General features: G+C 56.5%; 4 protein-coding genes. All 4 read left to right on the top strand.

Going from position 1 to position 14880, the window contains the following annotated elements; translation table 11 throughout:
- Nucleotide 1: 1 nt before the first annotated feature.
- The 4 genes from C8R31_RS01875 to C8R31_RS01860 all read left to right on the top strand — a co-directional run bounded on the left by C8R31_RS01875 (nt 2) and on the right by C8R31_RS01860 (nt 14717).
- The gene (locus tag C8R31_RS01875; protein ID WP_107692367.1) at nt 2-5083 is read left to right on the top strand and encodes a class I SAM-dependent DNA methyltransferase; all 5082 of its coding nucleotides are present in this window, start codon (nt 2-4) and stop codon (nt 5081-5083) included.
- A 28-nt stretch (nt 5084-5111) separates the two neighbouring features.
- Nucleotides 5112-6077, top strand: a complete 966-nt coding sequence (locus tag C8R31_RS01870) for a DUF3883 domain-containing protein (RefSeq protein ID WP_107692366.1) — start codon at nt 5112-5114, stop codon at nt 6075-6077.
- 86 nt (nt 6078-6163) lie between these two features.
- Nucleotides 6164-12592 (top strand): DEAD/DEAH box helicase, encoded by a 6429-nt coding sequence (locus C8R31_RS01865; protein WP_107692365.1) that lies wholly within the window; start codon nt 6164-6166, stop codon nt 12590-12592.
- 4 nt (nt 12593-12596) lie between these two features.
- The gene (locus C8R31_RS01860; protein ID WP_107692364.1) at nt 12597-14717 is read left to right on the top strand and encodes a UvrD-helicase domain-containing protein; all 2121 of its coding nucleotides are present in this window, start codon (nt 12597-12599) and stop codon (nt 14715-14717) included.
- Nucleotides 14718-14880 lie beyond the last annotated feature (163 nt).

Genomic DNA, 14880 nt, shown 5'->3' with positions numbered 1-14880 from the left:
CATGGCTATTTTGGAAGAGGTTCAGACCTTCGCCGGTATCACCAATGAAAATGAGTTCTATAGCCATCACTACCTCGCTGAGGTATTCAAGGGCGATATCAAGGACAAGCTCGATGCTTGGGAAGCCGATGAGACCGAGCATACCGGTGATGAAACACATCGTGCTCCGTACAAGCGCCTGCAAACCTGGGCCCAGAAGTGGTTTAGCCTGCACAGCCAAGTCCACCGGGCGGGCGACGACAAGCATCGCTGGCAATTGTTTACCGAGATACAGGCAGGTTTGCTGCAAGCGCTGGGCTACACGAAACCTGCGGCTTTACCGCGGCGCCATGAGCTAGTGCCGGGCTTGTCCATTCCGTTGTGGACTCTGCAGCTACCCGGCTTGGCGGTCATTCCCGCCTATCTTCCGGGTGCAGAACAAGAAGACTTGCTCGACCACACTCTGGCTGGCCTTCTCTATGGGGATGAGCCCATTCCCAACGCTTTGAAGAATGAAACCTGGGCCGACCTGCTCTCCGACGCGGTGTTCGCCGCAGAATCCGCACCGCGATATGTGGTGCTGGTAGGCCTGGACGAGTGGCTGCTGATTGACCGCTACAAATGGCCCAATAACCGAGCACTACGCTTTAATTGGGCGAAAATCCTTGACCGTAAGGATGCCGACACGCTCAAGGCTTGCGCGGTGTTTCTGCACAAGGACAGCCTTGCACCGGGCGCGGGCGACAGCCTGCTGCAATCTCTGGATGAGAACGCTCACAAGCACGCCTTTGGGGTCAGTGAAGACCTGAAATACGCCCTGCGTGAAGCGATTGAACTCTTGGGTAATGAAGCGGCACGCCAGCTGCGCCAACAGGCGGCAAACGCCAAAAAAGGCTTTTTCAGTGGAAAAGACCAGCTTGATGCCGATGAGCTCAGCATGGAATGCTTGCGCATGGCGTACCGGCTGCTCTTCATGTTCTATATAGAGGCGCGTCCAGAGCTGTCCTATGTGCCCATTGCAAAAAGCGAGGTCTACCAGAAGGGGTACAGCCTGGAAAGCCTGCGCGACCTGGAAATGCAGCCCCTCACCACACCCAGCGCACACAATGGCCTGTATTTCGACACCACATTGCGGCAGCTTTTTGGCCTGGTTGCCACGGGCTGTGGCCTTGGTGAAACCACGCAACGCGAATTGGGCGTGAGCACGGCGGGCGCGAAGGACGTTTTTGCGCTGGCGCCACTGGATAGCCGCCTGTTTGACGACAGCACTATGCCGCTGTTGCACAAAGTTCGGTTTCCAAATCATATCTGGCAGCGCATCATCCGCCTGATGTCCCTGACCCGAGGCCAAGGCCGGGGTCAGCGCAGGGGGCGTGTGAGCTACCAGTTGTTGTCCATCAACCAATTGGGTGCGGTCTACGAAGCCTTGTTGAGCTATCGCGGCTTTTTTGCAGCAGAAGATTTATACGAGGTACAACCGGCACCTAAGAGAGCAAAGGCGGTAACGGCGTCCGACGATGACGACAGCAACGAGGATGACGATAGCGATGACATGGCACCAGAAAGGGGCAGTTCATCAAGCCAGGCCTCGAGCGCCTCAGCGGATTTGTTGGACAGCGCCTGGTTCATACCTGCCAGCCGCCTGGATGAATACCGTGAGGACGAACGAGTCTATGACCGCAATGACGCCGGCCACTTGGTGCTGCGGAAGCATGAACGCGGGCGCTTCATTTACCGCCTGGCCGGGCGCGACCGGCAGAAAAGCGCCAGCTACTACACTCCGCAGGTACTTACCCAGTGCTTGGTCAAGTATGCACTGAAGGAGCTGCTCGAAGGCGGTCGGGTCAAGAAGGCGGACGATATCCTGAGCGTGACAGTGTGCGAGCCGGCCATGGGCAGTGCCGCATTCTTGAACGAAGGTGTTAATCAACTGGCCGAAGCCTACCTGGAGCGCAAGCAGGCAGAGCTGGGGCGCCGCATCCCGCATGAGGACTACCCCCATGAACTGCAGAAGGTGCGGATGTACCTGGCTGACCGGAATGTTTTTGGCGTAGACCTGAATCCCGTGGCCGTGGAACTTGCCGAGGTGTCACTGTGGCTAAATGCCATTTATGGCGAGACGGACGCCAATGGTCAACCTAAGTCCGCCAGGGTGCCGTGGTTTGGTTATCAGTTATTTGCCGGAAATAGCCTGATAGGTGCGCGCCACCAGGTGTACCGTGCCGGCAGCCTGCTAAAAGGGGCCAAACCCGCCTGGCATCAAGAGCCGCCGCGCTCGGTCACGGCAGAGCAACCCCGCAGCGCCGACGAAATCTGGCACTTCCTGTTGCCCGACCCCGGCATGGCCAACCACACCGACAAGACGGCCAAAGCCCTGTATCCGCAGGATTTTGAAAGACTCAAGGGCTGGCGCAAAGCGTTTACCGCGCCCTTGTCCGATTATGAAATTGCCCGCCTGCAGCAGCTCAGCAGGCGGGTGCAGGAGTTATGGCAGGAACACACCCGGGCGCTGGCGCGTGATCGGAGACGCACCGAAGACATATCGACTGTCTGGCCGCAGCCAGATAACGACGTTTCAGATGATACGCACCGCATCAATCGGGCTCAAAAGGAAGCCATACGCCGGCAAGGCTTGTTAAACGAAGATGGCGACCTTGCCACGCCATTCCGGCGCCTGAAGCTCGTCATGGATTATTGGTGCACCCTGTGGTTCTGGCCCATCACAGCCAGCCAGCACCTGCCCAGTCGCGAAGCGTGGTGGATGGAGCTTGGTGCCATCCTTGAAGGCAATGTAGTCGATATGACGCAGCAAGCGGGGCTGGACTTGGGTTTTTCGGAGACTGGACAAGTTGTCGGCAATGACAAACCCTCAGGGTTTGAGCCAAACCAGCCCAGCTTCTCGGGCTTCGATGTCCAGCTCACCTTGCGCGCCCGGGCCGATGACCACGTCCGCTTGCACGATACGCTGGGTCAGTTGCGTATAAGTAAATTACGCCAGCATTTTCCGCGTGTCGCACAAGTCGAAGCCGTGGCCGAGGCGCGCCGCTTCATGCACTGGGAACTGTGCTTTGCCGATGTGTTACTGCAGCACGACGGATTTGACGTGATACTGGGAAATCCGCCCTGGTTGAAGGTGGAGTGGAACGAGTCCGGCGTCTTGGGTGAATACAATCCGGTGTTTGCAGTGCGCAACATCAGCGCAAGCGACTTGGCAAGGCTGCGAGCCGACGCTTTCGAGGAATTCTACGGAGTGCAGGAAGCCTGGACGGATGAGTTGCAGGAGGCCGAAGGTACTCAGAGCTTCCTGAATGCCGTACAGAACTATCCGCTGCTGAAAGGTGTACAAACCAATTTGTACAAATGCTTCATGCCATTGGCTTGGAGGCTAAATAGTCCAGAAGGTGTGACGGGACTGCTGCACCCAGAAGGGCCCTATGATGACCCTAAGGGCGGAGCCTTACGCGAGGCTATGTATGGCCGTTTGCGTCGGCATTTCCAGTTCCAAAATCAAGAAATGCTATTCCCCATCGGACACCGGGTTAAATACAGCATCAATGTGTACGGTGCTTTGAGGCCGTTCGTTGATTTCGACAATATTGCAAACCTCTTTGTACCCGCCACGGTTGACGCTTCTTATCAGCATGACGGTACTGGCTTGCCCGGCGGAATCAAGAAGGACGATGGAAAATGGAACACGAACGGACATCAAGACCGGATTGTGCATGTCAATGATAAAGCTCTAGCGACCTTTGCTCAGCTTTACGATGAACCCGACACACCAGCACACCGCGCGCGGTTGCCCGCTTTGCATGCTGGAGCATTAAGCAGCGTCCTGGCCAAACTTGCTGCTTATCCGCGGCGGCTGGCAGACCTGGGAGACGAGTATTTTTCTACAGTCATGTTTGATGAAACGTACGCACAACGAGACGGAACCATCAGTCGTCGTCCTGCAAGCGTTGCTGGTTTTGCTGCTACGCTGGAGGAATGGGTATTGTCCGGTCCGCATTTTTTTGTGGCGAATCCATTCAACAAAACTCCACGAAAGGTATGCACCGAAAAAGGACACTACGACGTCATAGAACTCGAAATGCTGCCTGATGATTATCTGCCGCGTACTAATTACCTGCCTATGGCCGACCGCGCCAAATACTTGCGCCGCACGCCAAAGGTCAGTTGGGTAGGGGAAGGAGAGACCGCCCCGAAGGCCGTGACAGAGTATTTTAGACACGTCCATCGGCGAGCTATTAGCATTTCAATGGAACGCACAGCTATTGGAATTATTGCCCCGCCTGAAGTTGCCCATATTGATGGTTGTTTTTCGATAGCCTTTAAAGACCCAAAGAATCTTGTGTCTTTTTCTTCGGGAGCAGTATCTATTCCCTTTGATTTTTTGGTAAAAATTTCGGGTAAAGCAGACTTTAGAGGAGACCTTGCTGACAAACTGCCAATACTTGAAGGCTCGGGAATTTCTGCTCGATATCTGTCGCTTATAGCCGTTACTTCCCATTATTCCGTTTTATGGGAGGAAACTTTTGACATGTGTTTCGCCGAGCAGGCATGGAGCCAACCAAGCAACCCCCGTCTTCCGCAGGACTTCTGGCAAAACCTCACTGGTACCTGGACGCGCGAATCCGCCCTACGTAGCAACTACGCGCGTCGCATGGCTTTGGTGGAAATCGATGTGCTCGTCGCCCAGGAATTGGGTCTTACACTCGATGAGCTTCTGCTCATCTACCGCGTCCAGTTCCCAGTGATGCAGGGCTACGAGCGCGATACCTGGTACGACATAAATGGTCGTATTGTGTTCACCAACAGCAAGGGCTTGGTAGGTGTTGGGCTGCCCCGAAAAGGCAGTCGAACCACCTCACGTACCCGCATTCAGACGCCAGATGGCAATACCCGCGAAGGCAACTTTGGCTGGGAAGACCTCTGCAAAAACGATGAATGGCTGGTTCCTGACGGAGCGGTAGTGACGGAATGGGTCAAGGACGACACCTTACCGGGCGGTCCCCGTACCGTGGAGCGCCGCTATGTCGCTCCATTCGCTCGCGCTGACCGTGAAGAGGACTACCAAATTGCATGGAGGCATTTTGGCAATGAATAGCAAAATAATTAACTCAGGAGATATTTGAGTGACTGTCCAATTAACGGCTATACCGAAGCGGCCCTTGTCAAATGTTGCGCAGAAAATTTGGGATGCTATTAATGTCATTGAGCAGCAGTTCGGCGCTTCACTGACGCACGACTCTGGCCGTGACAAGGAAAACAATAAAAAGTCGACGACATGGATATTCACTTTTCCGGACTATCAAGACGCCCAGATAGCCGTTCCCATGAATCAAGGGAAAATTTGCTTCTTGATGCGTGGAAAGACTCTGGATGGAAAAGAGCTTGAAACCTTAATTGACGGCCTCGCAATCGTTGAAGCGACTCATACCGACCCAAAAAAAGGTGTTAGGAGTAGTGTGCTGGGGCACCACGCGCCTTTTCTTAACCCCTCGCCGGGCAATCCCTTGCTACAAGTTATTCCACGAACACGACACATCGGTGACTTGTTGGCAGTGTATTTAGGCGTTGCACCGCAACAGAATGGTCAGGTTATCGTGGACCCGAGCTTACCCACACATGGGCAAGCAGCTGAACACAAAGTGGCGCCGGTATCCGCTGAAGAGCTGCAAAATCAGTTGCAGCGCAATTCCGAAGTGGGACAAGCTGGTGAGTTGTTGGTGGTGTTGGATGAGCTTGAACGTTTACGCGAATGCGGATGCCCCGACCCTCAGCAGTACGTCAATCGAGTTGCCCTGACTGATGTGGCTCGCGGTTACGACATTGAATCCACGTGGCCAGGCCAGGAGCGCTGTATTGAAGTGAAAAGCACAACCGTTTCAGACAGCGATTTCTACATTACCGATAACGAACGGAAGGTATTGGCGAGCCTAGGCGGAAAAGGATGGCTATATCGGGTTCTTGTTAAGCCTGAGGGTAGCGGCGTGATGGTGGAGCGTATTTCAGAACCTATGAAGAAGATTGCTGCGGAGTTCATGACCCCAATCGTATGGCGGGTGTCTAGCGAAGCATTGAAAAACCGTAAGAACTGATTGCTGAATAACACTCATTTCTCTTCGGAAAGAGGCTTTCACCGTGAAATGTCGCGTTGATATCTGAGTTTTAGAGACGTTATCCCATGCTACCATCGCTCCTGACCAAAGACATCCGGACCGGGCTCAAGCAGTTTCTGATTGCTGGCTTTGAGCCGGCCGATGCCTTCATGCATGGCTTGATGAGCCGGTTCGTGGAGGATGAATCCACCTGGCTCAAAGGCCCCTATGTGCAAATCGGCCTGCCGTTTGTCGATGGTTCGCATGGCAGAAAGTTCTTCTCTACATTCGAGACCCAGTATCCCAGTTACAGCCACCAGGAACAGGCATGGAATCGTCTGTCCTCACAGCACATGGCCTCCAGCACCCTGGTTGCCACCGGCACGGGCAGCGGCAAAACCGAGTGTTTTCTGTACCCCGTGCTCGACTATTGCGCTCGGGTACGCGCGACGGGTGAGGCCGGCATCAAGGCGCTGGTCATCTACCCGCTGAATGCGCTGGCCAGCGACCAGGCGCAGCGTATTGCGCAGTTGCTTGCATCAGTGCCAGCATTTTCTCAGTTGCGTGTTGGACTGTATGTGGGTGGCCGGCAAGACGCGCCCGGCACAGGTATGGTAATGACGCCTGACAACGTCATTTCTGACCGCGATACCTTGCGCAAGCAGCCGCCGGATATTTTGCTGACCAACTACAAAATGCTTGACTACCTGATGCTACGGCCCCAGGACCGTCAGCTTTGGTCAGCGAACACGCCCGAGACCCTGCGTTACGTGGTGGTAGACGAACTACACACCTTTGATGGTGCACAAGGCACCGATCTGGCCTTGTTGCTGCGGCGCTTGCGGGCGCGTTTGAAAACACCCGCGGGCCACCTGATATGTGCGGGCACTTCCGCAACCTTGGGTGGGGCCTCCGATTCCTCTCCTTTACGCGATTATGCGCGTCAGATTTTTGGGGTGCCATTCGGACCTGACTCCGTTGTGACTGAAAATCGTCAAAGTGTGGGCGATTTTCTGGAAGATGCCACGGTGGACTATATGTTCCCGTTTCGCCCCGAAGCGGCCACGCGGCTGGAACCCAGTCTTTATGCTTCGCCCGAGGCGGCCGTACAAGACTGGTATGACCTGTTTTTCCCGAATGAAACTGAGCCGGTTGATGTAAAAGACCCGGCATGGCGCAAGGTGCTAGGCCAGCGGCTCAAGCAGCATCAGTTGTTTGTGAATCTGCTCAAGCACTTGAAAGGTGGTGTCGTCGATGCCGCCGAACTCAAACAGGCTTTTGCCCGCAATATGCCCACCGCGACGGACGCCCAGATTTGCCGAGTGCTGGATGCCTTACTGGTGCTGGTGGCCTGGGCCTTGCGCGACGGAAACCAGCCGCTAGTGACATTGCGTATGCAACTGTGGGTGCGCGAGCTGCGGCGCATGGTCGGCAAGTTAAGCATGCGGCCCGACGATGTCGTTCTGCGTAGCGAACGCGACCTGCCCAGCCAGCGCGATGGCGTCTATCTGCCGATGGTGCAATGTACCCAGTGCCGAACTACTGGGTGGTTATCTCGGCTGGTGCAAGGCACCAGCAAGCTGTCGACCAAACTGGACGAAATTTATAACACTTGGTTTTCTGGGCGGCCCGAAGTGGCACGATTCTATGCCTCTTCCAGCGTCAGACAATCCCATGTGGACGGGGTGACGCAACGCGTCTGTGGGGCTTGCGGCAATCTCCAGGCGACCGATGGGGCTTGCCTCGCTTGCGGGCATCAGGAGCTGCTGTCGATATTCAGGGTAACAGCACAACGCTCACAAGTATTTGGCCAAGCCCAGTTTACGCGACACGATAATACCTGCCCTGCCTGTGGCGAGCGCAATGCACTCCTTTTGCTGGGCGCACGCAATGCGACGCTGGGCTCACAAGTGGTCGAGGCCACCTGGGCAAGCGTCTTCAACGACGACAAGAAGCTGATTGCATTTTCCGATTCGGTACAGGACGCCGCCCACCGTGCGGGCTTTTTCGGTGCTCGCACCTATCTGAACAACGTCCGCATGGCGCTCGCCCAGGTCATGGACGAGGTCGCCCAGGTGCCGTTGCCTTGGTCGGAGTTCCTGGCACGCACCAAAGCACAGTTCGACCATCCTGGCTCTGTGCTGCACATGGATGATGAAAGGCTGGTGTCCGAATTCATCGGGCCGAACATGACCTGGCAGCGTGACTGGGCAACGGAATTGCCTGAGCACCTGCGTCTGCCTGCGGGTAGCCGCCTGCCGGGCAGGGTCAAGAAGCGTTTGCTTTGGCAAGCCGTCAGTGAAATGACGTATTTGAGTACGCGCGGCCGCACGCTGGAGCGCATCGGCAAGGCAACCTTATCCGTGCCTTGGGAGCGTCTGATGAGGGTGGCGGAATTCCTGACCCCCAAACTGCGAGAACAATTTGGTGCGCACGGGCTGGACCAGAAAACCGTAGCCCAGTGGTTATGGGGCACGCTGACCCACATGCGCCGCCGGGGTGGCGTAATGCATCCGGAACTTGCCAACTACGCCGGGGATGGGAATGTTTATGCTCTACTCAGGGGCGCCGGGCGTGGCGGCTGGATGCCCGTAATGGGCGATTACACCGCCAAGCCGGTGTTTCTGACGCTGGGCAAGCAGCGTGAGTTTGACAAACTGACTCAGCGCGGCCGTGCCATCTGGTATGAACGCTGGGCGGATAGGGTATTGGGCCAGCAAACCTTGCTGGCAGCGGGTATGACGGGCGACATGTATCGGGTCGCGCTGGAAGTTCTGCGGGCGGACGGTATTCTTGTCCTGACCGCGCACCATTTGGGCGACACTTTGGCCCTAAACCCGGATGCCTTGCAGTTGGATACCGATGTTGCGTTCGTTGCCACCCCTGGTAGTCAACGCAGACTTGCCGTACCACGAAGCGAAGTGGCGCATTTTCTCGGCATGCCCTGCCTGGACGCCGTGGAATCCACTTACGAAGTACGGGTGCCCGAAACCGACGGCGGGTGGGCCCATCGCTATAGTCAGGGAAGTTTGCGCCGGGTAATTGCCGCGGAGCACACAGGCCTGCTTGAACGTACCGCTCGCGAAGCGTTAGAACAGCGCTTCAAGGATAAAAATCCGAAACCCTGGTTTGAAAACCTACTGTCAGCCACGCCTACTCTGGAAATGGGGGTGGATATTGGCGACCTGTCCTCCGTCTTGTTGTGTTCGGTGCCGCCCTCCCAGGCGAGCTTCCTGCAGCGGATAGGCCGCGCGGGTCGTGTGGATGGCAATGCCGTGGCCACGACGCTGGCCGATGGCAATAGCCCGCACGACCTGTATTTTTTCTCCGAAACCCAGGAGATGATTGCCGGCGAAGTGAGCCCGCCAGGGATTTTCCTGCAGGCAGCTGAAGTGCTTCGTCGCCAGCTGTTTGCATTCTGCATGGACGACTGGGCGGCGAGTCTTAGCAATATGATTGCCTTGCCCCAAAAAACCTCGCAGGCGCTTGATGCGGTTCAACAGGACCGTCGGGACCGTTTTCCTTATATCTTTTGTGACTATGTGCTGGAGCATGAGCAGCGACTTTTTGATGCGTTCATGGCCTTGCTGGCCGAAGATGCAACCGACAGGGTGCGCGAGCGCCTATGGAACACCATGCAGGGCCAAGGCGAAGGGGACGGCCTGCGTACCCGCCTGACCAAGGTGCTGGAGGAACTGGTCGAGGAGCGCTGCACCTACAAGAAACGCAAGGATGAGCTGGACAAGGTCCGCGCCAGGCTCAAGCAAAGGCCGCAGGATGAAGCCACACAGGCAGAAGGCGACCAATTGATGCGCGAGCGCGATTCCATGCTGGAGCTCATCAAGGAAATCAACGGACGTGATTTGCTCAATACCCTGACGGACGCCGGCTTGATTCCGAATTACGCATTCCCTGAAGCGGGCATTGAGCTCAAATCGGTGTTGTGGCGCAAGCGAGAACCAGACGAGCCGGGCTCGGGCGCCTATGTCACCTTAAAAACGCTCAAGTACGAGCGTCCCGCCCAGTCTGCCTTGTCTGAATTTGCACCGGAAAACCGCTTCTATGCCAATCAGCGCCGCGTGCAGGTTGACCAAATCAATATGAACCTGGCGCAGGCCGAGAACTGGCGCTTTTGTCCAGCCTGCCATCACATGCAGCATCTGGGTAAGGAGCCGGTCGAGCACGCCGTTTGCCCACATTGCGGCGATGCGATGTGGGCAGATGCCGCGCAGAAGCGCACACTGCTGCGCTTCAAGCAAGCGATTGCCAATAGCAATGATGCGGATGTGCGCATCGACGATACGATTGAGGACCGCGAGCCGAAATTCTATGTGCGCCAGTTGATGGCGGATTTTTTACCCTCCAGCATCCGGGAAGCCTGGCAGATATCCTCGGGAGACTTGCCGTTCGGCTTTGAATTCATCTCCCGCGTCACCTTCCGGGATGTCAATTTTGGTGAGCTCGCCAAGCCAGGCGAAGCCTTCAAAGTGGCCGACGTTGAGTCGGCGCGGCCCGGATTTTGTCTGTGTAGGCATTGCGGCAAGGTTCAGAAACCGATACGTCGCAATGGCCAGGCCCAGGAGCAGACCCACAGTTTTGATTGCCCTAAGCATGGTAGCGAAGACCCTGCCAACTTGCTGGATTGTCTGTACTTGTATCGCGAGTTCGAGTCCGAGGCTCTGCGGATTCTCGTGCCCTACACCAAAAATGGGGTCGACGAACGTGTGGTGCAGTCGTTCATGGCGGCGGTGCAGTTGGGCGTGAAAAAACGCTTTGGCGGCAAAGTGGACCATCTGCGCATGGTGCTGCAAGACGAGCCCGGCAAGGATGGCGGCCCGCGCAAGCACTATGTGTTGCTCTACGATTCAGTGCCCGGCGGCACCGGCTACTTGCACCAGTTGCTGGCGCAAGATGCGAAAACCCTAGCGGATATTCTGCGGATGGCGCTTGATGCGCTCACCACATGCAGCTGTAATCACGACCCCGAAAAGGACGGTTGCTACCGCTGCCTGTATCAGTACCGGCTGGGACGCAACATGGAACTGGTGTCGCGCGATACCGCAAAGTCCGTTATGACAGACTTGGTGAATTCGTTGGGCGAGCTGGAACGGGTCAAGACCATATCGGATATCTACATCAATCCGAATTTTGATTCCGTGCTGGAAGCAAGATTCATCGAAAGTCTGAAACGCCTGGGGGGCACCGGCGGCTTGCCCGTCGTCAAGCTGGTTTCCGATATCGTTAATGGAAAATCCGGCTATGTGTTGGAGGTGGGCAAACAGCGCTACCGCATTGAGCCTCAGTGCGAGCTGGACGCCGCCCAGGGCGTGTCGGTTTGGAGCAAACCGGATTTTATGATTTGGCCGTGGTCGGCGACTTCGAGACGCCGGCCCATTGCGGTGTTTTGTGATGGCTGGGTGTATCACAAGGATAAGATAAGCGAGGATGCGCGCAAACGCAGCGCCATTGTGAACAGTAGTGCGTTTTGGGTGTGGTCGGTAACGCATCAAGATGTCGTGGCGGCGCTTGATGGCGTACTGGAAACCGACCTGGAATCGCCATTGGTGGCCATGTCACGCCACGACGGCAGCCGGGCACCGAACACCGTACCCAGAGCACAGGAAAAAGCCTACACCCAGCATGCCGTGGCTCGCCTGTTGCAGTGGCTGGCGGCGGCCAGCGAGGGCCAAGAAAATGATGCTGCGCTAGAACCATTGCAACGCAATGCCTTGTGGCTGTCTTTCCTTTCCGTGCCCTCAACGCCGACCGATAGGACCGACTGTGAACAGCAGTTGACACGCTGGTTGCCCCGGTTGCCGGAGAGCGTTGTTGAGCCCGGGACCGGTTTTTCGGGTACGGGATTCGCACCAAGTGTCTCAAGGGCGGGTGACCCCTGCTTGCTGATTGGATACTGGCCTCTGGCGCTGGCCGGAGGCCTCATTCCTGCTCAACGCTGGTCAGCACCGGGTGTTGTGCTGCTGGACGGGTCGGCCGCACCGAACGAAGAGGTGTTACATAGGTCTTGGCGCCGATGGCTGCAGCTGTACAACGCAATGCAAGTCCTGCCGGGTATGTTGTTAACCACTGCGGAAGGCCTGGATGCCCATGATTACGATGGCTTGAGCGTGATGACAACTGGAGAAGCCGCTGCGCCGGTACGCCCCGGCGACCATGCTGCCTTGCAGCAGGCGTGGCTGGAGGCGTTAGAGCAGGTGCTAGATGAGCTTAAGCCCGGTCTGGCCCTGCTTGCACGTGCGGGTGCCGTCATCCCCGAAGTGGGGTGGGAGCTGGTCAACGGCAAAGGCGAGGTCGTCGCAGATGCGGAAATGGCCTGGCCTCGGGCCCAACTGGTGATTCTTAGGCCGGATCAGGAAGACCTGATCAGCATCTGGAACACAGCCGGGTGGACAATTTTGATGCTCGATGAAACCCATATCCGAGTCGAGAATCAACCATGGTTCGTAGCCACTGCCGCCGCCTTGGGGCTCGAACTTGAACTGGATACTCAGGAGTGATGCCGTGACCTTCAAACCAAAAGTGGCCTTATCCCAGGAATTTCTGGGTCAATTGGCAAAACTGCCTGCCGCTGTGTATGCAAAGGTGATGAAGTGGGCCACCCGCTTCCAAGCCGACCCGACCAGCCCCGGCATCAACTACGAGAATATCAATGGCGCCCGGGATCCCAATCTGAAGTCCGTCCGCTTGGACAACGATTGGCGCGGTATTGTGTTCAAGCCAACCAAAGGCGATGTATATGTTTTGCTGTACGTTGACCACCACGATGACGCCTATCGCTGGGCAGAGAATCGAAGACTCACAATTAATCCCGTCACCGGCGCCATGCAGCTGGTCGTGTTGGAACACGTCATCCAGCAGGAGGAACGACCGCAAAATCCGGTCGCACAAGGTAGCGCGGCGTACGTTGCTGCTACACAGGACGCGCGGCCTTTATTCGCGGAGCTCTCCGACCACGAGCTGATGAGTCTGGGCGTTCCACAAGAGATAATTGCTAGGGTTCGTGGGCTCACCAGCGAAGCGCAACTGGATGCCATTCAACTCAGCCTGCCTGTAGAGGCATATGAAGGCCTGTTTTTAGTCGTTGCCGGCGATACGGTCAGCCAGATACTCATGGCCCGCGAGACCCGAGTCGACCAGGTTATCGATGCCGAGAATTTTGCTGCCAGCCTAGAGACCCCAGAGGCCCAGTCACGCTTTGTAGTTGTGGCTGACGACGAAGCCATGCGTACCATTATGAACGCGCCGCTTGCACAATGGCGGGTATTCTTACACCCGACGCAAAAAAAACTGGCTTCCGACGACCACAGCGGCCCGATGCGGGTATTGGGCCAAGCCGGCACGGGAAAAACAGTGCTGGCTATCCATCGCGCCAGATGGCTGGCTGAGAACAGGACGCCCGACGGCCAGAAGGTGCTGTTCACGACCTTCACCAAGAATCTTGCCACCGATATCAAGCATAACCTGCGTACCTTATGCAGTGCGGCAACCATGGCCAAGATAGAGGTTAGCAATCTTGACGCTTGGGTAGGTGCATTTATTCGCGGCCGAAAGCTCGAGCACCGTATCGTCTATGACCGCAAGCGGGATGCAGCGCGGCAGGCCTGGGAGTCGGCACTTGCCAGCAAAGATTCCAGGCTCGAACTGCCCGACGATTTTTATGAGCACGAGCTTGAGCAGGTTGTCCTTGCGCAAGGCATAACAACACTTGCCCAATACCGCGTTGCGCGTCGTACCGGGCGTGGCGTGGTGCTTAATCGTGCCAAACGTGATGCCGTCTGGCCTGTATTTGAAGAGTATCGTGGGCAATTGGCGTCGCGAAAGCTCAAAGAGGTCGATGATGCTTACCGTGAGGTGGCAGAAACGCTAGGGGCAGAGTCCGCATCTGCCGCCGAGACACACGCCCCTCCATACAGCGCCATCGTTGTGGACGAAACTCAGGACCTCGGCCCACAAGCCCTGACTCTTCTGCGCGCCATGATTCCTGCCGGCAGCAACGACCTGTTCTTTGTGGGCGATGGGCATCAGCGTATTTACAGCAGGAATCGCGCAGTAATGAGTCGTTGCGGAATTGAAATTCGGGGACGCTCCCGCAAGCTCTATCTGAATTACCGCACAACGGACGAGATCCGCAGACAGGCGGTCGCCTTACTCGAAGGCTGCGATATTGACGACCTGGATGGCGGCAGCGACGAGAATAGTCGCTATAAATCGCTATCACACGGGCCTGAGCCAAAATTGATCCAGGTCGACGGTCTGAAGCCTGCAGTGGAGGAAACCACGAACTTTATCAAGGCGTGGCGCACCGAGCAGGCAGACGTTGTGCCGCTGTCTCTTTGCGTGATCACCGCAAGCGGCAAGGTGCGTGACGCCATGAGCCGCGAACTTGAAAACGCCGGCCTGGCCTGCGTCACGATTGACGCTCAGAACAACCACGCAGATGCCCTTAATGTGGTTCATCTGGCGACGATGCATCGCGCCAAAGGGTTGGAGTTCGACTGCGTGGTGGTTCTTGCGCCCATGAATAATATGGGAGACCCCACGCAGACCGAGAACCAGCGCAAACTGCTGTACGTCGCGTTAACGCGCGCCAAACGCGGGGCCATGCTGGTACAGCTACCTTGACCGGCACGCTTGAGGGCAGAGTTCAGGAAACGTGAAGGTGGCTCAAATGCACATTGTGCCAAAATCCCTCTCTTTCGACACAGAAAAAACGTGCGATCTCTCATCTAACGACATTTAACTCGAAACAACTTTACTTTAGTTATTTCTCGAAAACGGTCGTTTT

This window comes from Nitrosospira sp. Nsp2, from assembly GCF_003050965.1.
GTDB lineage: Bacteria > Pseudomonadota > Gammaproteobacteria > Burkholderiales > Nitrosomonadaceae > Nitrosospira.
This window is presented reverse-complemented; position numbering and strand designations above follow the sequence as displayed.